We start from the raw sequence: 22,628 nt of genomic DNA on the forward strand, positions 1-22,628 counted from the left end.
TTGTAAGGAGCAGATCGGCCGAGTGTACGAGCCCGCCAAAATCAATGCGAGCCGGGGGGAGGATTTATTCGTTGAGTTTGGCGAGGATCTTGAACACGACCGTGGCGAGAATCATCAGCATGCCGAGCCACATCGCGAACACGCCGGCGTTCTTGTCGCGGAAATTGAAGCCGATGGCCAGCATGATCATCCCGGCGAGAATGGGGATCAGCATGGCGTGAAAGGAAGACATCGTGATCATGGGGCGACGGCCTTGTCGAAAGGGATAATTTAATTCTAGCGGTTTTAACACAGGTAGGAGCCGGCTTGCCGGCGATGGCGATCTCAAGGACGCCTTCGCCGGCAAGCCTGGCTCCTACAGGTTTCTACGGGAGTTCCTGGCAGGCGTAGAACGCGCTCAGCACTTTCACCAGGTGCGCCAGGTCATGGCTGCCGCACAGTTCGCGGATCGAGTGCATGGCAAACGTCGGCAGGCCGATGTCCACGGTGCGCACGCCAAGATGGCTCGCGGTGATCGGGCCGATGGTCGAGCCACAGCCCATGTCGCTGCGCACCACGAAGCTTTGCACCGGCACTTCTTCGGCCATGCACAGATGGCGGAAGAACCCGGCGGTTTCACTGTTGGTGGCGTAGCGCTGGTTACTGTTGACCTTGATCACCGGGCCGGCATTGAGTTTCGGGCCATGGTTGGCGTCGTGCTTGTCGGCGTAGTTGGGATGCACGCCGTGGGCGTTGTCAGCCGATACCAGCAGAGATTTTTGAATGGTGCGGACGAATTCGTCACCCTCAGGCAGCAGGCGACGCAGCGTCTGCTCCAGCATCGGGCCGTCGGCGCCGCACGCCGAGCAGGAGCCGACTTCTTCGTGGTCATTGGCGACCAGTACGCAAGTTTCGTCGGTTTCCGTCGTCAGCAGGGCCTGCAGGCCTGCGTAGCACGACAGCAAGTTGTCCAGGCGCGCGCCAGCGATGAAGTCGCCATGCAGGCCAATAACGGCTGCGCTTTGCGTGTCGTAGAAACTCAGCTCGTAGTCGAGCACCACGTCGGCGTTCAGGCCATGTTCCAGCGCCAGTTGGTTGGTGAGCACGGCGCGGAAGTCCACCCGCTCGTCACCCGCGAACTGCGCGAGAATCGGCGGCAGTTCGGTCTGGGCGTTGATGGCCCAGCCCATGTTGGCTTCACGATTGAGGTGAATGGCCAGGTTCGGAATGATCGCAATCGGTGCCTTGAAATCGATCAGCTGACTCTCGACTTTGCCGTCACGGCGGAACGTCACGCGGCCGGCCAGGGACAGATCACGGTCGAACCAAGGTGCCAGCAACGCGCCGCCGTAGACTTCAACACCCAACTGCCAGAAGCCCTGGCGTTGCAGTTCCGGTTGCGGCTTGACCCGCAGGCACGGACTGTCGGTGTGGGCGCCGACCAGGCGGATGCCGCCGTGCAGCGGCGAGTGACGGCCCATCTTGATGGCGACAATCGAGGAGTCGTTGCGGGTGACGTAGTAATGGCCATTGGCTTCGGTGGCCCAGGGCTCGCGTTCGTCGAGACGCTGAAAACCCGCCGCTTCCAGGCGCTGGACAAGGCTGGCAGTGGCATGGAACGGGGTAGGGGAGGCCTTGAGGAAATCGATCAGGCCTTGGTTCAACTCTTCGCGCATAAATAGCTCCAGACAGCAGTGGCGCAAGTTTACCGTATTGGCCGGAGAATTGGCGGTGGGGTGCTGCAGGGAATGCCTCGGGATTGAACCCGACGGAGATCCAATGTAGGAGCGAGCCTGCTCGCGATTGCGGTGTATCAGTCACTGTTTCTGTCGACTGATACACCGCAATCGCGAGCGGGCTCGCTCCCACAGGGTTTTGCGTTGACGCTTAAAACGGGGCCGGGCACTCGAAGCGCAGGCGCTCGCCGGACTGCGGATGGGTGAAGCTGAGCATGCTCGCGTGCAGGCACAATCGCGGCCAGGCGGCCAGCGCCTGCTCATGGGCATAGAGCCCGTCACCCAGCAGCGGGTGGCCGATGGACAGCATGTGCACACGCAATTGATGGGAGCGGCCGGTGATCGGCGTCAGCTCGACCCGGCTCCAGTCGCCGCAGCGCTCGAGCACGCGCCAGAACGTCAGGGCATTCTTGCCGACCTCATGATCCACCACGTGCCGAGGCTTGGTCGGCGGGTCGTAGCGCAAGGGTAGGTCGATACTGCCACTGTCCAGTTCCGGCTGGCCCCAGCACAGTGCTGTGTAGGCCTTTTCGGTTTCACGGTCGTGAAATTGCCGAGACAATTCGCGATGCGTATCCGGGTCGCGGGCCAACAGAATGATGCCGGACGTTTCCCAGTCCAGGCGATGGACGATGCGGGCTTCCGGGTAGCCGTTTTCTTGCAGGCGGGTGATCAGGCAGTCCTTGTTGTCATCGGCCCGGCCAGGGACGGACAGCAACAGGGTCGGTTTATTCACCACCAGGACGGCGGCGTCCTGATGAATGATATGGACGTTGGACAACGGCATTAAACAGCCTCGTAACAAACGCCAACGGCGACTCGATCACATGGACTCCTACAAAAGTAGGTTGCCCACATCATCGAGCCGCCGTGGCTCCCGTCGAGTCGACTCAGCGATCCGGCAGGGTGATATTGAGTTCCAGAATCGAGCAGCTACCCTGGTTTTCCAGGGCGACGTGCACGTCATCGGACCCGATATTGACGTACTTGCGGATCACCTCGACCAATTCCTTCTGCAAGGCGGGCAGGTAGTCCGGGGTACTGCGTTGGCCGCGTTCATGCGCCACGATGATCTGTAGACGCTCTTTCGCTACCGAGGCGGTACTTGGCTTCTTGTTAGCACGAAAGAAGTCAAAAATATTCATTACCGGCCTCCAAACAGACGCTCAAAGAATCCTTTCTTCGTCACATCGAGAAACCGATGCTCCACGGTTTTGCCCAGCAGGCGATCAACGGCATCGCTGTACGCCTGACCGGCGTCGCTCTGGTCGTCGAGGATCACCGGTACGCCGGAGTTGGATGCCTTGAGTACCGCTTGGGACTCAGGAATCACGCCCAACAGAGTCACAGCGAGAATTTCCTTGACGTCTTCGACGCCCAGCATTTCGCCGTCACTGACGCGCTGCGGGTTGTAGCGGGTCAGCAGCAAGTGTTCCTTGATCGGCTCTTCGCCGTTTTCGGCGCGGCGCGATTTGCTGGCCAGCAGGCCCAGCATGCGGTCCGAGTCACGTACCGAGGACACTTCCGGGTTGGTCACGACAATCGCTTCATCCGCGAAGTACATGGCCAGGTGAGCACCTTTCTCGATGCCGGCCGGTGAGTCGCAGACCACGAACTCGAAGTCTTCCTTCAACGCCATCAGGACTTTTTCCACGCCTTCGACGGTCAGCGCGTCTTTGTCGCGGGTCTGGCTGGCGGCCAGCACGTAGAGGTTTTCCAGGCGTTTGTCTTTGATCAGCGCCTGTTGCAGGTTGGCTTCGCCGTTGACCACGTTGACGAAGTCATACACCACGCGACGCTCGCAACCCATGATCAGGTCGAGGTTACGCAAACCGACGTCGAAGTCGACGATAACTGTTTTGTGACCGCGCAGTGCGAGGCCGGTACCGATAGCAGCGCTGGTGGTGGTCTTACCCACACCACCCTTGCCGGATGTAACCACTAGAATCTTGGCCAAGGTGTTTCACCCCTAAGGAAAAAGGACATTTAGCCCCTGAAAAACATCTCTATAGAAAACTGATGCAGTAGGACAGCCTTGGCTGGAATCCGGTCCTTAACCGCGCTTACCTCCGGTAAACACTGCTTCTGGCCTTTTTCCTACTTCGTTTGAGCTGTTTTCGCCACGTTTTAGAGATGCTTGGAAAATGCGGCAGTATCCGTTAAAGACGAATGATGTTCAACACATCGCCGGACAGGCTGACCTGTACGCCCGCACCCCATAAAGGATCGCGACGCAGATCTTCCGAAACCTTGTAGTGGCCTGCGATGGAGATCATTTCAGCGCTCATTTGCTGGCAGAAAATCCGGGCTTTCGTGTCGCCCTTGACGCCGGCGAGCACACGACCGCGCATCGGGCCGTATACATGGATGTTTCCGTCGGCGAGAAGTTCCGCCCCCGGGCTGACCGAGGAGATCACCACCAGGTCGCAGCCCTGGGCGTATATCTGCTGGCCGCCGCGTACGGGCGAGGTAATGATTTTGGTCGGTTTGATCGTCGGTTCAGGCGGTTTTTCCGGTTTCTTCGCCACAACGGGCGCCTCGAGCGAGCGCTCACGGGCGCCGGACGGCGGCAACACCGGCAAATCGACGGCGATGGCGGCGGCGATGTCTTCGATGCGGCTGGCACGGATCGCCAGGGTGCGCAGACCGTGCTGGCGACAAACGCGCATCAATCCGGGCAAATCGACCGCGCCTTCGCTGGCCGGGAGCTTGTCCAGCGCCAGCACCAGTGGCGCGTTGCTGAAAAAGCCAGGCGCTTGCGCAACCTTGGCGGCCAGTTGTCGATCAAGGCTGTCGAGGTCGTTTCGGGCCAGTTCCAGCACGGTGATGGCGAGCATGCTGCCCTTCAACTGGAACACGGGATCCTGGTCTTGCGGTTCGGTTTGGCTCATGGTCGGCATACAACGGCTTGTCACTAAAAGTGCCGAGACTTATAACGAGAACGCTCGCCAGCCGCAAGCCGGGTCGAACGATGTAGAATGCGCGGCCATTGTCTTTCCGGAACCTTTAATGGACCGCCCGCGTTTTCGAAAAACATTCCTGATGCCGCGTTTCTGGCCCCTGTGGTGTGGGTTGGGGCTGTTGTGGCTGATTGTTCAATTGCCGTATCCGGCGTTGCTGTCGGTCGGGCGTGCCCTCGGCGCCTTGATGTATCGCGCGGCGGGCGACCGACGGCGCATTGCCAGGCGCAATCTGGAACTGTGCTTCCCGGAAAAATCCGCTGCCGAACGCAAGCGCCTGCTCAAGGAAAACTTCGCCTCCACCGGCATCGCATTCTTTGAGATGGCCATGAGCTGGTGGTGGTCGCGGGAGCGTCTGGCCAAGCTGGCCCATGTCGAAGGCCTGGAGCATCTGAAAAAAGCCCAGCGCGACGGCAAGGGCGTGATTCTGATGGCGGTGCATTTCACCACACTGGAAATCGGCGCGGCGTTGCTCGGCCAGCAGCACACCATCGACGGCATGTACCGCGAGCACAAGAACCCGCTGTTCGACTACATCCAGCGCAGCGGCCGCGAGCGCCACAACCTCGATTCGCTGGCCGTGGAACGTGAAGACGTGCGTGGCATGCTCAAACTGCTGCGGGCCGGCCGGGCGATCTGGTACGCGCCGGATCAGGACTACGGCGCCAAGCAAAGCATCTTCGTGCCACTGTTCGGGATTCAGGCCGCGACCGTAACCGCCACCAGCAAGTTTGCGCGACTGGGCAAGGCGCTCGTTGTGCCGTTCACTCAGGAGCGTCTGGCGGACGGCAGCGGTTACCGGCTGGTGATCCATGCGCCGCTCGAAGGTTTTCCCGGAGAGAGCGAAGAGGCCGATTGCCTGCGGATCAACCAGTGGGTCGAAGGCGTCCTGCGCGATTGTCCGGAGCAATACCTCTGGGCCCATCGCCGCTTCAAAAGCCGTCCACCGGGCGAACCCAAGCTGTACGCAAAACGCGGTTGAATCACCTCTTTAAGCACCATGGAGTGTTGCGATGAGTCCAGCTGAACCGGTTACAGGGCTGATTCTTTCCGGCGGCGGGGCTCGGGCGGCCTATCAGGTCGGCGTGCTGGCGGCGATTGCCGAGTTGTTGCCGGAGGGCGCCAGGAATCCATTTCCGGTGATCGTTGGCACTTCGGCCGGGGCGATCAATGCGGTAAGCCTCGCCAGCGGGGCGATGGACTTTCGTAGCGCGATCGAACGCCTGACCGGGTTCTGGCAGGGTTTTCGCAGTCACTTGGTGTTGCGCAGCGACTGGCCGGGCGTCATCCGTCAGGCCAGCCGTTTTGTCAGCCACAGTCTGCTCGGCATCGGCGCGCAGGTGCCGGTGGCTTTGCTCAACAGCTCGCCGCTGCGCGGTTTGCTCAATGACAAATTGCACATGACCGGCATCGCCGAAGCCATCGCGCACAAGCAATTGCAGGCCGTCGCGGTCACGGCATTCGGCTATGAATCCGGTCAGGCCGTGACGTTTTACCAGGGCGGCGGCACTATCAACGCCTGGTTGCGCCATCGGCGAATTGGCGTGCCAACGCAGCTGAGCGTCGAACATCTGCTCGCCAGCTCGGCCATTCCATTGCTGTTTGCGCCGGTAAAAATCGGCGAAGAATATTTCGGTGACGGCGCCGTGCGCCAATCCGCGCCGATCAGCCCGGCCCTGCACTTGGGCGCCACCCGCGTGCTGGTGGTGGGCGTCAGCGGCAACCCGCGCGGGGTTGACCCGCAACAGCCGCTGCAACGCGCCTACACCGGCCAGCAACCGACGCTCGCGCAAATCGGCGGGCACATGCTCAACAGCACGTTCATCGACAGCCTGGAAAGCGACATCGAGTTGCTGCAACGGCTCAATCAGTTCAGTCACCTGATGCCCGACGGCACACCAACCCGTGCGCTTGGCGTGGCGCCGGTGGAGGTACTGGTGATTTCGCCGAGCCAGCCGATCGATGAGATAGCCGCGCGCCATCGCCAGGAATTGCCGGCGGCGCTGCGTCTGTTTCTGCGCGGACCGGGGGCGACCAAGACCAGTGGGGCGGGGGTGTTGAGTTATCTGCTGTTCGAGTCGGGGTATTGCAGCGAGTTGATTGATTTGGGGCGGCGGGATGCGCTGGCCAAGAAGGATGAGTTGTGCCGGTTTCTCGGGCTGACTTAAAGCAACGATCGCAGCCTTCGGCAGCTCCTGCAGGAGAATTCATTCCACTGTAGGAGCTGGCGCAGCCTGCGATCTTTTGACTTTAAATCAGAAGTGAACCTTGACCAGGAAGCTGGTCACGCTCTGATCGGTCTTGAAGCCCTGGCTGTCTTCGATACCGTACTTGTTCTTCCAGTAGTCATACTCGACACCGACGTACAACTGCTTCTCGCCCAGGTTCAGCGCTTTACCCAAGTCATATTTAACCTGCGGATTGAAGTGCAGGTTGGCGTGGTATTCGCCTTTTTTGTTGACGTCGTTGTCGACCACCCAGTCCATGAAACCATCGATCAGGATGTTCGAATCGCCCACCGGGACGGTGTAGGACCACACTGGCGTGATTTGCCAAACGTTGTCACCCGCGCGCGGGCCTTCGGTTTGACGCTGGTAGAAGTTCAGCTGGAAGTAATCGAAACCCGGGATCGCCAGGTCGAAACCCGGACCGATCAGGTAGGACTCGCTATCGCCTTCACCGAACTCATAGGTCATCGCCAGCAGGACGTCTTTAACCGGGCCGAATTCGATCTTCTGGTCGAGGACTTTGCCCAAGGAAATACGTGGGCTGAACTCACCGTAATAGGTGTTTGGGCCAACGTTGAAATCCTTGTCGCCGTTGTAGAAGATCTTGTCGACGAAGAAAAAGTTGTCGCCGTATTTCCAGCCATCGGCGTGCTCGAATGTCACGGTCTGCTGAATGCGCGGGTTGACCTGGAAGTCCTTGCCATACAGATAAGTCAGGCTGTTGTTCTGCCATTGCAGCAAGTCGCCGGCCATGGCTTGGCCCCCGGCCAGCAACGATCCCGCCAGCATCAGGCTAGTGCACATACGTTTCATTCGGTTGCTCCCAAAAAGTAGGTATTCCACGTTATTTTTCTAAGGTCGGCGCTCTGGTGTGGCGCCTTTTTCTGTCGCGTTGAAAAGTCATCCAATCGGTCAGCTTCAGTGCTGTTAGCAAGAGCTGCGCCAAGGCTTTCAAAAAACCAAAAAACTCCCGTTCGGCGGCTCAGGAGCAGTCGATTGAGAGGGGTGTTGGATTGCCTTGATACCGTCCAGGGCCGGGATAAGTTGGCTTTCTGGTCAGGAATTAAATCCGGGCTTTTTTTTAAAGCGGATTCAGGCGGCCGCGGAGAATACTGACTCCTTGGCCAGGTCTCAAGTGCCCCGCAACAGCGCACCGACGACAGGTTTGGGGCACGGTTGCGGGTCATCTTAAAAGTGCACCTTCACCAGCAGGCTGGTGGTGTTCTCATTGGTGTCGAGACGGGCGCTGTTTTCGATCCCGTACTTGTCTTTCCAGTAGCTGTATTCGACGCCGACATACACCTGTTTCTCCCGCCAGCCCACTGCCTTGCCCACGTCGTATTTGATCTGCGGGTTGAAGTGGATGTTGGCGTGATAAGTGCCGCGTGAGTTCTGGTCGTTGTCGACGACCCAGTCGAGGTAGCCGTCGATCAACAGGTTCGAATTGCCCAGTGGCAGGGTGTAGGACCAAGCCGGGGTGATCTGCCAGACATCACTGCCGGGACGCGAGCCTTCGGTCTGGCGATAGTAGAAGTTCAGGGTGAAAAAGTTGAAGCCCGGCACCGCCAGATCGAAACCGGGGCCAATCAGATAAGCCTCGGTGTCGTCTTCGCCATTCTCGTAGGTCATGGCCAGCAGCACGTCCTTGATCGGGCCGAATTCGAAGCGGCGGTCGAGGATTTTCCCGAGGGAGAGGCGCGGGCTGAATTCGCCGTAATAGGCGTGAACGCCTTTGTTGCGGTCTTTCTCGCCGTTGTAGTAAGTGCTGTCGACGAACAGGAAGTTGTCGCCGTACTTCCAGCGGTCGGCGTGTTCGAAGGTGATCGTCTGCTGGATCGACGGGTTCACCGCGAAATCCTTGCCGTACAGATAGCTGAGGCTGTTGGTCTGCCACAACAATAAATCGCCGGCCATGGCTTGACTGGCGGCCAGCAGACCGCCGCCCAACAGCAGGCTTTTCTGTGTCCGAATCATCTGTTGCTCCCTCTTTTTTTATTTTTCAAGGCGCAGGCAACCACTGCCCCTGTAGGAGCGAGCCTGCTCGCGATGGTCGTCAACGATTACGCGTGTTATCTGGATAAACGCGGTGTTCTCGGGTTCATCGCGAGCAGGCTCGCTCCTACAGGGGGAGTGTGCGTTGCTGTCTTAGTGGGCGTGGCAGTCGTTGATCGCGGCGCGTTCCTTGCCGCCGAGAATGTTGAACAGCAGGTTCAGCGCCAGCGCGCTCAACGTCGCCATGGCAATTCCGCTGTGGGTGATCGGGCTCATCCACACCGGCAGGTGCGCGAAAAACTCTGGGCGCACTACGGGGATCAGGCCCATGCCGATGCTCACCGCCACCAGCAACTGGTTGCGCCGGTCACCGATGTCGGCCTCCTGCAGAATCTTGATCCCCGTAGCGGCAACCATGCCGAACATCGCAATGGCTGCGCCGCCCAGCACGGCCGGGGGAATCGACGCTACCAGGAACGCGGCTTTCGGCAGCAGGCTCAACACCACCAGCATCCCGCCGGCGACAATGGTCACCGAACGGCAGCGCACGCCGGTCATCTGCACCAGACCAATGTTCTGCGCGAATGAAGAATGGGTGAAGGTGTTGAAGAACCCGGCGACGAACGACGCGCCGGCATCGCACAGCAAGCCGCGCCGCAGCATGCGTGGGCAGACTTTCTGGCCGGTGATTTTGCCCAGCGCGAGGAACATCCCGGTGGACTCGACGAAGATGATCACCACCACCAGGCACATCGACAGAATCGGTGCGAGTTCAAACTTCGGCATGCCGAAATGCAGCGGGGTGACGATTTGCAGCCACGGCGCCTGGGCCATGCCACTCAGATCGACCATGCCGATCAGTCCGCAGACCACGTAGCCGAGGCACATGCCGATCAACACGGAAATATTCACCCAGAAACCGCGCATGAAGCGATGCACCAACAGGATGGTGCCCAGCACCAGCGCGGCGATGCCCAGGTAGATCGGTGAACCGAATTGCGTGGCGCCCGCACCGCCGCCGGCCCAGTTGACGGCCACGGGGAACAGCGACAAACCGATCGAGGTGATGACCGTGCCGGTCACCAGAGGCGGGAAGAAGCGCACGACTTTGGACATGAACGGCGCGATGAGCATGCCGAAGAATCCAGCGGCGATGGTTGCGCCGAAGATTCCTTGCAGGCCGATACCGGGCATGCCGGCCATGGCGACCATGCTGCCGACCGCGGCGAAACTGGCGCCCATCATCACCGGCATGCGAATGCCCATCGGGCCGATGCCCAGCGACTGGACGATGGTGGCAATGCCGGCGACCAGCAGGTCGGCGTTGATCAAAAAGGCGATTTCTTCACGACTCAGGCCAGCGGCCTGCCCGATGATCAGCGGCACCGCGATGGCTCCGCCGTACATCAGCAGTACGTGTTGCAGACCGACCAGAATCAGTTGCAAAAGGGGCAAACGCTGAATGGCGGGTGCGTCGGGGATGCGCGCTTCGGATAGCTCGGACATGCAACACCTCGGATCTTTTTTATTCTTGTGATTTACAGCCGCAGTGCGGTTGGCAGCTGTTTTCTAAGCAGGTGGACTGCGGGGCGGCCGATCGCTGGCAAGCCAGCTCCCACAGGATTGCGTTGATCCCTGTGGGAGCGGGCTTGCCCGCGATGCTTTTTGCTATCTAATTGGTCTGCGCACCCTGAACAATCCACGCGCCGATCAGGTCACGTTCCTGCTGGGTCATTTGGGTGATGTTGCCCAGTGGCATGATCTGGCTGGTGACCGCTTGCGCCTGAATCCGTGGGGCGTTCTGGCGGATCTGATCCGGCGTATCGAACATCACGCCGGCCGGTGCCGCGCTGAACAGCGGGCTGGTCGGTTTGGCCGAATGGCACACCGCGCAACGTTCCTGGATCACGCTGTGCACTTTGTCGAAACGCGGCCCGGCGTTGGACGCCTGGGCTGGTGCCGCGACGGATGCGGCAGGCTTGGCTTCGGCCGGTTTGGCACCGCCACCGAGGGCGGTTTCCGGCAGCGGCTGGTACTCGATGGCGTTAGGCGCCTTCGCTACTTCAGGTGCACTCGGCATCTGCGCAGGTCCGGTCACGTAAGCCAGGCTGATCATGCCGACCGCTGCCACGGGCAGTGTCCAGGCAAACTTGTGGCTGTCGTGACGGGTGTTGAAGTAGTGACGGACCAACACGGCCAGTACCGCGATCCCGGCCAGGATCAGCCAGTTGTACTGGCTGCCGTACGTGCTCGGGAAGTGGTTGCTGATCATGATGAACAGCACGGGCAGGGTGAAGTAGTTGTTGTGACGCGAACGCAGCAGGCCCTTGGCTGGCAGCGCCGGATCCGGCGTGCGGTTCTCGGCAATCGCTGCGACCAGTGCGCGTTGTGCCGGCATGATGATGCGGAACACGTTACCGACCATGATGGTGCCGATGATCGCGCCGACGTGCAGGTAAGCACCGCGACCGCTGAACACTTTGCTGAAGCCGTAAGCCGCGCCGATGATCAGCACGAACAGGATAAAACCGAGCAGGGCAGGGCGTTTGCCCAGGGCCGAGTCGCACAGGAAGGAGTAGACGAACCAGCCGACGAACAACGAAGCGATGCCCAGGGCAACACCTTCGGGGCCGGTCAGGCTGCTGCCCGGTGCCAGCAGGTACAACGTCGGGTTGGAGTAGAACACCACGCACAGCAGCGCGATCCCCGACATCCAGGTGAAGTAGGCTTCCCATTTGAACCAGTGCAGGTTGTCCGGCATGGTCGGTGGAGCCAGTTTGTATTTTTCCAGGTGGTAGATACCGCCGCCGTGGATCGCCCACAAATCGCCCGCCAGACCGCTTTTCGGGTTGACCCGATTGAGGTTGTTTTCCAGCCAGACGAAATAGAACGACGCACCGATCCAGGCCACGCCAGTAATCATGTGAACCCAGCGTACGCTCAGGTTCAGCCATTCCATCAAATGTGCTTCCACAGTCTTTACCTCTCGCCTGTCACTCTGTTGTCGAGCGATCAGACCTTCTCTTATTGGTGGGGGGCAAGGATCAAACGCTCATCCTCTTTGAAAAAATGCTCATCGCAGTTATTGCCTGTGCCACTGCGATCAACCACCAGGAAGTCATCCCGCTTTTCGATCGTCAGCACCGGATGGTGCCAAACGCCGCGATGGTAATTAATGCCCTGCCTGCCGTTGGTGACGAAGGCGCGGACCAAGCCTGATACAGGTTCATCGCCAAGTGGCGCGACCACGATCAGAAAGGGGTTGCCGAGCAGCGGAATGAAAGCCTGGCTGCCCAGCGGGTGACGCTCCAGCATGCACACGGTCAGCGGCATATCCTGCGCGTCGGCGCGGAAAATGCTGATGATCGCGTTGTCCTCTGGCGTGGCGGTTTCTACCGTCGCCAGTTTGTGAAAGCGCAGAGTCGAACCGTTGTTGATCATGAAGTGATCGCTGCCGTCGGTTTCAATGACGTCACCGAAAGGGGCGAAGGCTTCTTTGGTCAGCGGTTCAATCGTCAATGTGCGCATGCGGGTCTTCTTTTCCATGTATTCGTGATTTGTGTTGCTTGTGTAGGAGCCGGCTTGCTGCGGGCGGCTCCTACAGGTTTTTCATCGGCCGTTATTTTGCGACTTTGCCGAGAACGCGCAGGCGACTGACGCCACCATCCGGGAACACGTTCAAGCGGATGTGGGTGATCGGGCCCAGTGCCTTGATCTGCTCGGCGAAGCTGTGTTCGGCGTGCATTTCGAGTTTCTGTGCCGGCAGCAATTCGCGCCAGAACAGCGATTGGGTTTCGATCTGGCTGTCAGTGCCGCCCTTCACAAAAGCGCCCTGGATCGAGCACGTGTCCGGGTAGTTGCCCTTGAAGTGCAGAGTGTCGACGATGACTTTCTCGATCTCGCCGGCATGACCCAGGGCGACGATCACCCAGTCATTGCCCGGGGTACGACGACGCGCGGTTTCCCAGCCGTCGCCCATGTTGATGCCACGGCCCGGGTTGAGAATGTTGCTCATGCGACCGAAGTGTTCGTCGGAGCAGGCAAGGGCGCGGCCACCGTTCAGGGCAGAGGCCAGGTCGACCTGCTCGTTGTCGCCGACAGCGGACCAGTCGCGGAACGGAATACCGTAGACACGCAGACGGGCCACGCCACCATCCGGGTAAATGTTGAAGCGCAAGTGACTGAACGGCTGGTCGTTGTTGATTTCGTGGTAGTGGTGGCTGTTGCCTTGCAGCTCGACGGCGGACAGCACTTCAGTCCACTGGGTGTTGTCGTCTGGCTCACCGGAAGCGAGGAAGCAGGCTTCCAGCGAAGCCGACGGCGGGAAGTTGCCGGTGAAGAATGAAGTGTCGATGTCGACGCCCTTGATCGAACCCGGAACACCGAGGCGGATCACGGCGGTGTCGTAGCCTTCGAAGCGCTTGCGGCGCGACTCCCAGCCGTCCATCCACTTGCCGTTGTCATCGAACACGCCCTCTTTCCACACAGCCGGGGTCGGCTGGAACAGGCGGTTGGCATCAGCGAACCAGTCATCGGTGACCGAGATGATTTTGGTGCCCAGGCGGGCGTCGGCCAGGTTGACGAACTTCTCGAAAGGTACGGCGTAAGCTTTCATTCTTCTTGTCTGCCTTTAATAAGTTGGCTTGGGATGCTTGCAGGGCCTCGGGCGATGTATGCGTTCAGTGTCGCCAAGGCCAGGCTCGCTATAGGGTCAGTAATCGGAACAGGGCGATCTGGTTGATCTGCGCCAGCGCGCATTTGAATTCGGTATCCGCCGAATTGTGAATGCGCGTTTCGAACGCCGCGAGGATCTGATGCCGGTCGCTGCCTTTTACCGCCATGATGAAGGGAAACTTGAACTTGGCTTTGTAGGCGTCGTTCAGCTCGGTGAAGCGCTGGAACTCTTCGGCCGTGCATTGGTGAATACCGGCGCCAGCCTGTTCATTGGTGCTGGCTTCGGTCAGTTGGCCCTGGACGGCGGCTTTGCCGGCCAGGTCCGGGTGAGCGTTGATCAGGGCCAGCTGGCTGGCGTGATCGGCGCTCAACAGGATGTCGCTCATGCGCTGGTGCAGGGTTTCGATCTCGTCGATCGAAGCGTCCAGGCCCAGGTCGAAGGCCTTTTCGGCCACCCATGGCGAATGTTCGTAGATGTCGGCGAAAGCAGCGACAAACGCGTCGCGGCTCAGGGTCGAGGGTTTCAGGGTTTGAAAGGTGCTCATTGTGCTGGCCCTTGGTACGGGTGGGTTTCGTGCCAGTGGCGCGCGATATCGACGCGGCGGCTGAACCACACCTGTTCATGACTTTTAGCGTATTCGATAAAGCGCTTGAGTGAAGCCAGTCGCGCCGGACGGCCGATCAGGCGGCAGTGCAAGCCGATCGAAAGCATCTTCGGCGCTTCGGCGCCTTCGGCGTACAGCACGTCGAAAGCGTCCTTGAGGTATTCGAAGAAATCGTCGCCCTTGTTGAAACCCTGGACCTGGGTGAAGCGCATGTCGTTGGTGTCCAGGGTGTACGGGATCACCAAGTGCGGCTTGCCGGTCGGGCTGTTCGGTTCCCAGTAAGGCAGGTCGTCGTCGTAGGTGTCGCAGTCGTAAAGGAAACCGCCTTCTTCCATCACCAGCCGACGGGTGTTCGGGCCGGTGCGGCCGGTGTACCAGCCCAATGGGCGCTCACCGGTGATTTCGGTGAGGACGCGGATCGCTTCGAGCATGTGCTCGCGTTCCTGCGCTTCGTCCATGTACTGGTAGTCGATCCAGCGGTAGCCGTGGCTGCAGATCTCGTGGCCGGCACCGACCATCGCGCGGATCACGTCCGGATGACGCTGGGCGGCCATGGCGACGGCGAAGATGGTCAGCGGAATGTCGAATTCCTTGAACAATTTCAAAATCCGCCAGACGCCGGCTCGGCTGCCATACTCGTAAAGGGATTCCATGCTCATGTTGCGCGCGCCTTGCAGCGGTTGCGCCGAGACCATTTCCGAGAGGAAGGCTTCGGATTCTTTATCGCCGTGGAGGATATTGCGCTCGCCGCCTTCTTCGTAATTGAGCACGAAGGACAGGGCGATGCGGGCATTGCCCGGCCAGTGTGGGTGAGGAGGGTTACTGCCGTAACCGATCAGGTCGCGTGGGTAGTCAGCGCTCACTGCAGTCTTCCTTCTTGTTCGTTGACAGTTCGTCGACAATTCGTTGACAGGTTGTGTGGCGGCCTGGCGATGAGGTGACAGGCTGGCGTCACAGCGATGGGCTGATTGTATACAACTTTATATCCACTTTGTAAGCCTGAATTTTTGCATTTTTCATCAGTTGTCATCTTCAGGTGGTACTGCAAGAAACCTGCCTGACTGGTCAGCTAATGTATAGAAGCTCCGCTGATCTTATGGTTTGGTCTCTGAATTGCCCAGAATGCCCGAATGGCTGCAGTTGCATTAAAAATGTCGTTTTTATTGTGTACAATTTTTTATAAAAGTGTCTTAATAAGTCGCTCGCCGCAGCTTTTCGTGCTCCGAAACGGTGCGGTCTCCTTTTCAACTGACTTCGGAGGCGCGAGGTCTGACTGCTCCACGCAGGCAGGCGCGCAGAATCAATGGGACGTTTGACTACTCACGTTTTGGACGCTGCACACGGTTGCCCGGGCAGCTCGATCAAGGTCGAGTTGTACCGCGTTGAAGGCTCGCAGCTGGAATTGGTCGCCAGCGCAATCACCAACAGCGACGGCCGTGTCGATGCACCGCTGCTGCAGGGCGATGACTACCGCAGCGGTGTTTACCAGGTGCAGTTTCATGCCGGCGACTACTACCGCGCCCGCGGCGTTCAGCTGCCGGAACCTGCGTTCCTCGATGTGGTGGTACTGCGTTTCGGCATTTCCGCGGAACAGGATCACTATCACGTCCCGCTGCTGATTTCGCCTTACAGCTACTCCACGTACCGCGGCAGCTGATCCCCCAAGCAGCTGCATCAACCTGGAAGCGACTGCGCATATAGCTTCTTTGGTCTTTCGCCCGCTCACACTGCGGGCTTTTTTTTTCTGCGTTTCAGCTAGCGGGTGCGTCGGTTCTGACGATAAACACCGAGTTGGGCTGTTGTGCCGACACGTGACTGCCTCCTCGCAGCCAGATCAGTTTGTTGACCTTATGCGCGCGCTCGACGGCCTGCATGGCCGGCTGGCCAATTTGTTGCAGCATTCGGTCGGGGGTGAGAATCCGCACATCGGTACTGGGCACATGGATCTTGTTGCCCCTGGCACGATACAAGCTCATGTAGAACACAAAATCATGCCCGTTGCGCAGAAACACCAGCGCCGGGTAAGTGGGAGCGGAAGTCGGCGTGAAGACGGCGTAACCATTGCGTTCCAGCAGGTCCTTCATGAACCGCTTGGCGTCGATGGCAGACTGGGTCAACGTGAAGTAATCCCATGTGTCCTGAAATTTGTGCGGATCGAATTCCAGTCGGCGTAGAGGCGCCGGGTCGGACAGGGCTGGAAGCGCCAGTATCCGGTTCGTCCCCTGGCCCGGCGAGGTGGGCGTGATCGGCAGCATGAGCAGCGGGTCCGCCAGCTCTGGCCTTGGCGTGTTGTTGGTGGTTTTCCAGTCATTGAACACTTGCCGCAGGGTCGTCAACCCGGTGCCCGTAGCAAACCTGCAGCCGTTGGCCAGAGCAAACTGCTCTCTGGCGACGTTCAGCATGGAAACTTCTGTCAGCTCGGGAAAATAAGTGGCGACATAGTCGGTGAGCGCTACTTCGAACGGCCGCGTCGGATCGATTTCCCAGTGCTGGTCCGGCGGCACCTGAATCGCCCCGCGCGGTTGGTTGGCCGGATCAAGGCTCAACGTTCGTTGCAGCAAATCGAAGTCATAATTCACATGCGCGGGGTGCTTGATGTAAACGATGGGTTCGGCCGCCGTTTCACTGCGCGGCACGGTCTTGTAGCGAATCCCGGCGATGGTTACGTCTGTCGGCGATGCCTGTGGCGGTGCGATGCCCCAGTCTGACCAGGGTACGGCGCCGGCGCCTGGGACCGGTTGTCCATCGATCATGCCATCGGTCATGCGCGGACGTTTGGCTGGTCCTGTTGCCTCATCGAGCGGCAATTGGCGGCGAGTAACGATCAGTTCCGAATCGACGGTACTGATGTTGTCGGGCTCAATTCTGCGCCATTGGGGTGTGTTGCCCACCCGCGCCAAGCGGGGGCCGGACGGGATGAGTTCGCTCATGAGTTTGGCCCGGTAATGACCTTCTGCGTCGACGCCCAGAAGCACGGTGCCACCGTCGACCAGGTCGACATATTTGCGTCCGGAGACAATGGATCGTAATCCGTGTTGCGCGTCAGGCTCGGGCAATCGGTCTGCCAATCTCGGGGCGAGGTAATAATTGCTGATCGGCAAATCAGGGGTGATCAGACGGACGTGTGTATCGGCAGGGAGGTCGGTTATCGCTATTGCCGGTGAGTGAACGTCAGGCGGTTGGACGGGCTCTGCCCGATGATGAGACACGCCAGGCTCAAGGCCGGATGTGTGAGCGGAGGACCAGGACACACTGTCTGCGAGCGTATCGCGGACTACGGCGGGTCCGTCATGGGCCATGGGGTTTTTGGGTCGAACGGGGTTTTTTGGACGCATTGAAAAACCTGTTTTATAACAATGTCCGTGCATCAACTTGAGTGCCTGAGCGGTGTAGTGCTCAGGCGGTTTTCTCGGGAGGAGCTGTGGCGGTTAACGCTGAATGTCAGCCTTCTCTAATAATGAAAACGGATTCCAGCCCCGCTGCGGTTTTCTGGGTTCCGCCCAGCAACCAGACCACTTTGTTTTGATCGAAAGCCATACGCAGGGCGGCGTGAGCAGGCTCGCCAATGCGGCTCCCCAGGTGTGGATCGGTCAGCTCATTACCCGATGGGGTGATCTGGCGGATAGCGTCGCCTTCGACACGGCCCAGTTTCAGGAAGAACACCGCGTCGTGGTTGGCGCGGGTAAACACCAGCGTCGGCCCACGGTGTTCGTTGGTCAGGGGAAAGACTTCGTAACCATTACGCACCAGCACGCTGCCAACCAGGCGCTTGAGGTTGTAGTCGGAGCGGTCAGCGTTGTAGTTGTTCCACTCGGTTTGAAAGTGTTGCGGGGCGAAGTCCAGTCGCCGCAGCACGCCTGCGTCCGGAACGGTCAACGCCAGCAGGCCGTTGCTGACCGGCAGGGCCGGCAACATCAGCAGCGGATCGGCCAGTTCCGGGCGCGGCGCACGGGCACGGGTAGGGGAAGCCCAGTTGCGGTAGGTCTGGTGCATGACCATCAGGCCGAATGCATTGATCACATCGGCATTATTCGCCCGATTGAATACCGCTTTGGCGACAGTGCTCAGAGACGTGTCGGAAAAATCCCTGAAGGTCGCGCCGACGTAGCCCGTGAGGTTTTTGTCGAAGGGGCGCGGGCTTTCGACCACTTGCCATTGGTCGTTCTTGCGGACCGCCCATTTCGGTTGCAGTGTTGGATCATCACGCAACATCTGTTCGAACTCGGCATACCGGGTGGGGGAAAACTGCGGATTTTCCAGGTAGGCAACACCGGTGCGCTCGGGTGAACCATGGGGCACGATCCGGTAGTGAAGGCTGTCGATCTCCACCGACTCTCCCGAAAGGGGTTTTGTCGAAGTGCCCCAATTTCGCCACAGCGCCGCGGACAGATCCAGCACGGGCGCGTCCTGAGCGCGAAGGTGCGTGGCCAGTGATTCCGTCACGGGTGAGGTGTCGGTGTCCTCATCAAGGCGTGGTCGTTTGCGGTTGCTCGGACCCGGTTGTTCGTCCGAAGTATCGGTGTTTTTCCTGCGCCAGAAGTCAGTCCCCGTAATTCGTTCCAGCAGTGGACCCGAAGCAATCAACTCATTGGCCGAGGCCGCCTGGTATTCACCTCTGGCGTTGCGACGAACCAGCGTAACGCCTTCATTTTCTATTTCGGCATAGACCCTTTGGTGTTTGCCGTGACGCAGTCCGTCAGTCTGGGGCTTGGTCAGGCTCGAAGCGAGAAAGCTCGCCAGGAAGGTGATAGCGGGCGTCGATCCCAAGGAAGTGCTCGCGTCTTGCCCGAACGAAGAGGCATCTTCGACAGCGACCTCGGGTTGGCGGCCAACCCTATTGTCCTGTCCACCTTCGCTGGGCCGGGTGTTGATCGAGGACTGCAGATCATCCGGGAGTAGTCCGGCAAGGCCGGCGTCAGATGAATCGCGAGGGATGGGCGTGCCGTCGTCCAGAGACGCGTGCCTGGTCGATGGATCAGTGTCGGGTGTCTTGGGTCGGGTTTTCTTATTGGGTGGTTTTAGGGCCATGATCTTGCTCTGATAAATGGACATGGAAGTGCGCCGTACCGGTGTACGACACAGGGTGTGGGTGGTGTAGTCATTGGCTGATTGTCAGTGGCTTATCAATCTGTTGCCGAGTGCAAATACACCTGTTCGAAAACAAGGTCGACGGTGTAAAGAGCGCCGGCAGACATTCGGACATAAATGTTTTCGATGGGAATGTTCTCGTCCTCATACTCGGGGAGAAGTACAAGTGTGCGGCCGATCGATAACTTGTTACCTCTCAATGTTATTGCGTCTGGGTCCACGAGCTGCGAATGGAAATACCAGGTCGAAGCGTTGCCTGTTTTCGCGCTGGCACCGGGCGTTGAAATTCTGAGCGTGGTATCCGCATTCAACTTGATTTGATAAGTGGAGCCCTGCCCCTCAAGCGCGGCGACCGTGTTCTGCGGGTGCGAAGGAAATTCAACCAGCTGCGGATGCGCTTCCAGGATTAGCGGGCGGCTGTCCTCAGGCGTTAAAAGCAGGTACTTGCCATTGCGGGTCTTCAACATGGCCTGACCGGTTAACACTTTTGTACCGGGGCTCTTTACATCGTCAAAATAATTCGGGATCGGAAGCGCTATTCGAAAAGACACACCGTCGCGCATTGTCAGAATCAAATCATGGTTTAACCTCATCCCCTTGATCATGTAGGACGTGTCTTTGACGTTTGTATAAGACTGGGCACTATCGCCGCTGAGGTTTTCCAGGATTAACGTTTTATCGCCAAACTTCAGTCGCAGGCTTAACGGGCTGTAGTTCAAGTAATGATTGCTATGATTTTCGGTTATTTCAATCTGGTAGGTGGCCCGCGCTTCGCTCATTTCGGTACTGTCACAATCAACGTGAATGCTGCAGAAAATACCGTCGTCGGCTTTGGTGAATTTGAAGGTGGAATGGCTGATGTCGCGATCAACGAAGTAATGAGAGGACTTCGTCGAAGGCACGGCATATTCGGCTTGATTGATAATCTGCGGGGCCGGCCGGGTGCCCCTCGCCAGAAGCACGACGTCGAGTTCATGCGCCCCGACGCCATCCAGTTCAGCTGGGAAATCAGGTGTGAGCCGAAAGCCATCCTGAGTGAAAACGTGCAGCACCTGATCCTGGAACAGGCGTTTATCGCCCTCTGTTTGATAGATGCCTTCCACCACCAGAACCCGGTCTGGCCATTCACCGTCATTTCCGCACAGCGAGGTGATCACCAGCGATTCGCCCTCGATAACCCATTCCTGGATGCTTTCGAAAGGCCAGCCCAGCATGATCACGCTTTCTTCGCCAGCGCGCTCACCCAGGGTCACGGTGCCGTGCTTGGGGGCGATGTAATATTCGTCTTTTCCCGTGCCACCCTTGGCGTGAGCGCTATGCCCCATCAAGTAAATTTTGTCGTTGCCGCCGCCGGCATCGATTTGGTCATCACCTTTGGAAACGATGCGGTTGGGCTTGTCCGATCCTGTGACGATGTTCGACGCGCCGGTGAGTGTTTCGACATGTTCGACACTGTCCAGTCGTGAGTGAACGGCAACAAATGCTCTGTCTGCCAATAGGTTGACCCGACCATTGATCAGGTTGATCTCAAAGCCGTCGCGAGTGGAGCCGGCTTGCGAGTCCAGGCTGCCTTGAAACACCAGTGTGTCGTCGCCGGGACCGCCGTTCAGGTGACTTTCTACCAGGATTGGCGAGGTGGGCTTGAGTGTCCGCCCGGTTACTTCGAACAGGAAGTCGTCGTCTTTCTCGCCTCCAGTCAGTTGCTTGATTCCGGTGCCGTAGACGAAACGATTGGGTTTTTTCTCCAGCCCGGTGACGTTGTCGTTCCCGCCTCCCAAAAGCCATACAATCGCTTTCGATTCGCCGGCGGTCCCCCGAATCACGCCTGAAAGGTCCGCAGGAATGCCATTGCTCGCGTCAATGCGGTCGTCCGCGTCCTCAAGGGCTGGCAAGCGGATTTCATCGGAAGCGGTAGATTCGCGTCCCTCGGCGTCCCACTCGAACCAATGCACTTGAGTGGTTTTCAGGCCGACCTCGAACCTGCCGTTAACGATGGCCTCGACACTGTTTTTCATGGCCCCGTCGAGCCACTGTCTGGCTCTGTCATTCAGCTGTTTCGAATGATGATGCGTGGCGAAGGCAACAGAGTGTCGGTCGCGTATTCGCTGAGGTGGCTTGATGTTCAGAAACGCGAGGAACCCCGTGACGAGACGTTCATCGGCGCTGAATTCAATGTAGTCATCGAGGTCGTCGACTTGTCGGACCGCGCTGTAGATCTGCGCTCCCGCGATCAGGATTGCCGCCGCGGCGATGCCCACCGGACCTGCCTGGGCGAAGCCGGCCAGGGCCGCGGAGCCGAGGAGAATCGTCAGGGCTGCGCTCGTCAGGTTCATGCCGGCAGCGACGTAATGATCCAGGGCAGCCTTTCCCGTCGTTTGGGAGGCATCATTGATCGCCTTGATCGCGAAATAGAGGTCGAAAGGCAGCGTCAGTGCGCCTGCGATCAAGCCTGCGGCACGCGACAGAAACAGGCCGAACCGGGTGGTAGAAAACCCCTTGTAGAGGCGGGCGCTGTTCTCAATCAGATCCTGCGCGGTTTTGACCAGGCCTCGCTCAATGATCAGCGAACCCAGTTCCGTGACCACCGCTCCGGCGTTGATTGCTGCTTCGGTACGGTCGCCTTTTTTGATCGCATCGCAAATGCCCATCAAACCGCTATAGATGCCAAATGCCTGCAGCCCGACGCCCATGCTGTTGACGACTTTGCTTTTCTGTTTGTTGACCCAGCGGGGGGTATTTTCGGGCAGGCGGACATCGCGTATGTCCAGTTTCTGCGCGGCTTGTAGCAGTCGATCGATCTTTTGCGTGTGCACAGTTGTGCTTTCTTCGAGCAGCGGCGGGGCCGTCACCGAGCGGTGTGTTGCGATCTCGAACAGCAGGGTAGGTATCGGGTTGTCACCCACCGATCCACTCGCCCAGATTCGATTTTCCACGTCGATCGGATTGAGCTTCAACCCATCGATGAATGACTGGGGAGGGCGGCGGAAATTGGAGTTGTGCAGATCGAGTGGAGCGCCGTGGACTCTGGCGCTCATCAGATGCAACTCGACACGGCTGACGGTAAAACTGCCGACCGTCAGAGGCCCGTGGTATTGATCCAGTGCGCGTAACGCCGACTCTCGGACGCTGGCGGAACGAGGGGGGGATTGCGGCAGCGACGATGAGGGATGTTTACGGATGAAGTCAGCGATTTCCTGATCAAGTGTTCCGAAGGAGCGCAGTTCACTGTCAGAAATTTTTATTGCGTCGATGTCCGTGTCATCGGAAGCGCTGCTGAAAAGTTGTGCCATGAAACTTCCTTGTAGGGCTTGTGTAGAACAAGCCCTACCTTAGGAAGTCGAGACGCTTGGGATGCGGTACATAGTT

At 58.9% G+C, this 22,628-nt stretch carries 20 protein-coding genes; 3 read left to right on the forward strand and 17 right to left on the reverse strand.

The genetic code is table 11. From position 1 onward, the window contains the following. Nucleotides 1-64 precede the first annotated feature (64 nt). The 6 genes from ACYZT4_RS03210 to minC form a co-directional block, all read right to left on the reverse strand. Entirely contained in the window at nucleotides 65-241 is a 177-nt protein-coding gene (locus tag ACYZT4_RS03210) for a hypothetical protein (RefSeq protein WP_461985178.1), read from the reverse strand. A 124-nt stretch (nucleotides 242-365) separates the two neighbouring features. Next, nucleotides 366-1,655 carry a M18 family aminopeptidase gene (locus ACYZT4_RS03215; protein ID WP_461985180.1) on the reverse strand — a complete coding sequence of 430 codons (1,290 nt, stop codon included), beginning with the start codon at nucleotides 1,653-1,655 and terminating at the stop codon, nucleotides 366-368. 211 nt (nucleotides 1,656-1,866) lie between these two features. After that, on the reverse strand, nucleotides 1,867-2,502 hold the full coding sequence (locus tag ACYZT4_RS03220) for an RluA family pseudouridine synthase (protein ID WP_461985182.1): 636 nt from the start codon (nucleotides 2,500-2,502) through the stop codon (nucleotides 1,867-1,869). A gap of 103 nt (nucleotides 2,503-2,605) precedes the next feature. Further along, entirely contained in the window at nucleotides 2,606-2,860 is a 255-nt protein-coding gene (gene minE, locus ACYZT4_RS03225) for a cell division topological specificity factor MinE (protein WP_007944431.1), read from the reverse strand. Beyond that, nucleotides 2,860-3,672, reverse strand: a complete 813-nt coding sequence (minD, locus tag ACYZT4_RS03230; protein ID WP_150631077.1) for a septum site-determining protein MinD — start codon at nucleotides 3,670-3,672, stop codon at nucleotides 2,860-2,862. Before minD ends, minE begins: the two co-directional genes overlap by 1 nt. A 202-nt stretch (nucleotides 3,673-3,874) precedes the next feature. Then, a complete protein-coding gene (gene minC / locus ACYZT4_RS03235) occupies nucleotides 3,875-4,606 on the reverse strand; it encodes a septum site-determining protein MinC (RefSeq protein ID WP_461985184.1) in 732 nt (243 codons plus the stop codon). 118 nt (nucleotides 4,607-4,724) lie between these two features. Here minC and ACYZT4_RS03240 point away from each other — a divergent pair, with 118 nt between their 5' ends. Beyond that, complete coding sequence (locus ACYZT4_RS03240) at nucleotides 4,725-5,657, forward strand: lipid A biosynthesis lauroyl acyltransferase (protein ID WP_461985186.1); 933 nt, start codon at nucleotides 4,725-4,727, stop codon at nucleotides 5,655-5,657. A gap of 31 nt (nucleotides 5,658-5,688) precedes the next feature. Continuing rightward, nucleotides 5,689-6,843, forward strand: a complete 1,155-nt coding sequence (locus tag ACYZT4_RS03245; RefSeq protein ID WP_461985188.1) for a patatin-like phospholipase family protein — start codon at nucleotides 5,689-5,691, stop codon at nucleotides 6,841-6,843. Nucleotides 6,844-6,930: 87 nt separating this feature from the next. Here ACYZT4_RS03245 and ACYZT4_RS03250 read toward each other — a convergent pair whose 3' ends face one another. From ACYZT4_RS03250 to puuE, 8 genes are all read right to left on the reverse strand, one after another. Continuing rightward, a complete protein-coding gene (locus ACYZT4_RS03250) occupies nucleotides 6,931-7,716 on the reverse strand; it encodes an outer membrane protein OmpK (RefSeq protein WP_461985189.1) in 786 nt (261 codons plus the stop codon). A gap of 375 nt (nucleotides 7,717-8,091) precedes the next feature. After that, nucleotides 8,092-8,877, reverse strand: coding sequence for an outer membrane protein OmpK (locus ACYZT4_RS03255; protein ID WP_461985191.1), 786 nt, complete (start codon nucleotides 8,875-8,877; stop codon nucleotides 8,092-8,094). Between the two features lie 171 nt (nucleotides 8,878-9,048). Beyond that, on the reverse strand, nucleotides 9,049-10,401 hold the full coding sequence (locus ACYZT4_RS03260; protein ID WP_461985193.1) for a nucleobase:cation symporter-2 family protein: 1,353 nt from the start codon (nucleotides 10,399-10,401) through the stop codon (nucleotides 9,049-9,051). Nucleotides 10,402-10,567: 166 nt separating this feature from the next. Beyond that, nucleotides 10,568-11,869 (reverse strand): urate hydroxylase PuuD, encoded by a 1,302-nt coding sequence (locus ACYZT4_RS03265; protein WP_461985194.1) that lies wholly within the window; start codon nucleotides 11,867-11,869, stop codon nucleotides 10,568-10,570. 50 nt (nucleotides 11,870-11,919) lie between these two features. After that, a complete protein-coding gene (locus ACYZT4_RS03270; protein ID WP_461985196.1) occupies nucleotides 11,920-12,423 on the reverse strand; it encodes an ureidoglycolate lyase in 504 nt (167 codons plus the stop codon). A 91-nt stretch (nucleotides 12,424-12,514) separates the two neighbouring features. After that, a complete protein-coding gene (gene alc, locus ACYZT4_RS03275) occupies nucleotides 12,515-13,510 on the reverse strand; it encodes an allantoicase (protein WP_461985197.1) in 996 nt (331 codons plus the stop codon). Nucleotides 13,511-13,598: 88 nt separating this feature from the next. After that, nucleotides 13,599-14,114, reverse strand: a complete 516-nt coding sequence (gene uraD, locus ACYZT4_RS03280; protein ID WP_461985199.1) for a 2-oxo-4-hydroxy-4-carboxy-5-ureidoimidazoline decarboxylase — start codon at nucleotides 14,112-14,114, stop codon at nucleotides 13,599-13,601. After that, entirely contained in the window at nucleotides 14,111-15,037 is a 927-nt protein-coding gene (puuE, locus tag ACYZT4_RS03285) for an allantoinase PuuE (protein ID WP_461985201.1), read from the reverse strand. Before puuE ends, uraD begins: the two co-directional genes overlap by 4 nt. A gap of 440 nt (nucleotides 15,038-15,477) precedes the next feature. Between puuE and uraH the strand changes: the two genes are divergently transcribed. Next, nucleotides 15,478-15,831, forward strand: coding sequence for a hydroxyisourate hydrolase (uraH, locus tag ACYZT4_RS03290; RefSeq protein ID WP_010456673.1), 354 nt, complete (start codon nucleotides 15,478-15,480; stop codon nucleotides 15,829-15,831). 94 nt (nucleotides 15,832-15,925) lie between these two features. Here the strand turns inward: uraH and ACYZT4_RS03295 are convergent, their stop codons facing one another. The 3 genes from ACYZT4_RS03295 to ACYZT4_RS03305 all read right to left on the reverse strand — a co-directional run bounded on the left by ACYZT4_RS03295 (nucleotide 15,926) and on the right by ACYZT4_RS03305 (nucleotide 22,552). Beyond that, nucleotides 15,926-17,230, reverse strand: a complete 1,305-nt coding sequence (locus tag ACYZT4_RS03295) for a hypothetical protein (RefSeq protein ID WP_461985203.1) — start codon at nucleotides 17,228-17,230, stop codon at nucleotides 15,926-15,928. 385 nt (nucleotides 17,231-17,615) lie between these two features. Continuing rightward, complete coding sequence (locus ACYZT4_RS03300) at nucleotides 17,616-19,226, reverse strand: hypothetical protein (RefSeq protein WP_461985205.1); 1,611 nt, start codon at nucleotides 19,224-19,226, stop codon at nucleotides 17,616-17,618. Between the two features lie 71 nt (nucleotides 19,227-19,297). Beyond that, a complete protein-coding gene (locus tag ACYZT4_RS03305; protein WP_461985207.1) occupies nucleotides 19,298-22,552 on the reverse strand; it encodes a calcium-binding protein in 3,255 nt (1,084 codons plus the stop codon). Nucleotides 22,553-22,628 lie beyond the last annotated feature (76 nt).

It is taken from the genome of Pseudomonas sp. GB2N2 (assembly GCF_054897705.1).

What these genes read in the sequence shown, in the direction of transcription:
- ACYZT4_RS03210 (WP_461985178.1), bottom strand. Translation starts at nt 241, where the DNA reads ATGATCACGATGTCTTCCTTTCACGCCATGCTGATCCCCATTCTCGCC.
- ACYZT4_RS03215 (WP_461985180.1), bottom strand. Translation starts at nt 1,655, where the DNA reads ATGCGCGAAGAGTTGAACCAAGGCCTGATCGATTTCCTCAAGGCCTCC.
- ACYZT4_RS03220 (WP_461985182.1), bottom strand. Translation starts at nt 2,502, where the DNA reads ATGCCGTTGTCCAACGTCCATATCATTCATCAGGACGCCGCCGTCCTG.
- minE (WP_007944431.1), bottom strand. Translation starts at nt 2,860, where the DNA reads ATGAATATTTTTGACTTCTTTCGTGCTAACAAGAAGCCAAGTACCGCC.
- minC (WP_461985184.1), bottom strand. Translation starts at nt 4,606, where the DNA reads ATGAGCCAAACCGAACCGCAAGACCAGGATCCCGTGTTCCAGTTGAAG.
- ACYZT4_RS03240 (WP_461985186.1), top strand. Translation starts at nt 4,725, where the DNA reads ATGGACCGCCCGCGTTTTCGAAAAACATTCCTGATGCCGCGTTTCTGG.
- ACYZT4_RS03245 (WP_461985188.1), top strand. Translation starts at nt 5,689, where the DNA reads ATGAGTCCAGCTGAACCGGTTACAGGGCTGATTCTTTCCGGCGGCGGG.
- ACYZT4_RS03250 (WP_461985189.1), bottom strand. Translation starts at nt 7,716, where the DNA reads ATGAAACGTATGTGCACTAGCCTGATGCTGGCGGGATCGTTGCTGGCC.
- ACYZT4_RS03255 (WP_461985191.1), bottom strand. Translation starts at nt 8,877, where the DNA reads ATGATTCGGACACAGAAAAGCCTGCTGTTGGGCGGCGGTCTGCTGGCC.
- ACYZT4_RS03260 (WP_461985193.1), bottom strand. Translation starts at nt 10,401, where the DNA reads ATGTCCGAGCTATCCGAAGCGCGCATCCCCGACGCACCCGCCATTCAG.
- ACYZT4_RS03270 (WP_461985196.1), bottom strand. Translation starts at nt 12,423, where the DNA reads ATGCGCACATTGACGATTGAACCGCTGACCAAAGAAGCCTTCGCCCCT.
- alc (WP_461985197.1), bottom strand. Translation starts at nt 13,510, where the DNA reads ATGAAAGCTTACGCCGTACCTTTCGAGAAGTTCGTCAACCTGGCCGAC.
- uraD (WP_461985199.1), bottom strand. Translation starts at nt 14,114, where the DNA reads ATGAGCACCTTTCAAACCCTGAAACCCTCGACCCTGAGCCGCGACGCG.
- uraH (WP_010456673.1), top strand. Translation starts at nt 15,478, where the DNA reads ATGGGACGTTTGACTACTCACGTTTTGGACGCTGCACACGGTTGCCCG.
- ACYZT4_RS03300 (WP_461985205.1), bottom strand. Translation starts at nt 19,226, where the DNA reads ATGTCCATTTATCAGAGCAAGATCATGGCCCTAAAACCACCCAATAAG.
- ACYZT4_RS03305 (WP_461985207.1), bottom strand. Translation starts at nt 22,552, where the DNA reads ATGGCACAACTTTTCAGCAGCGCTTCCGATGACACGGACATCGACGCA.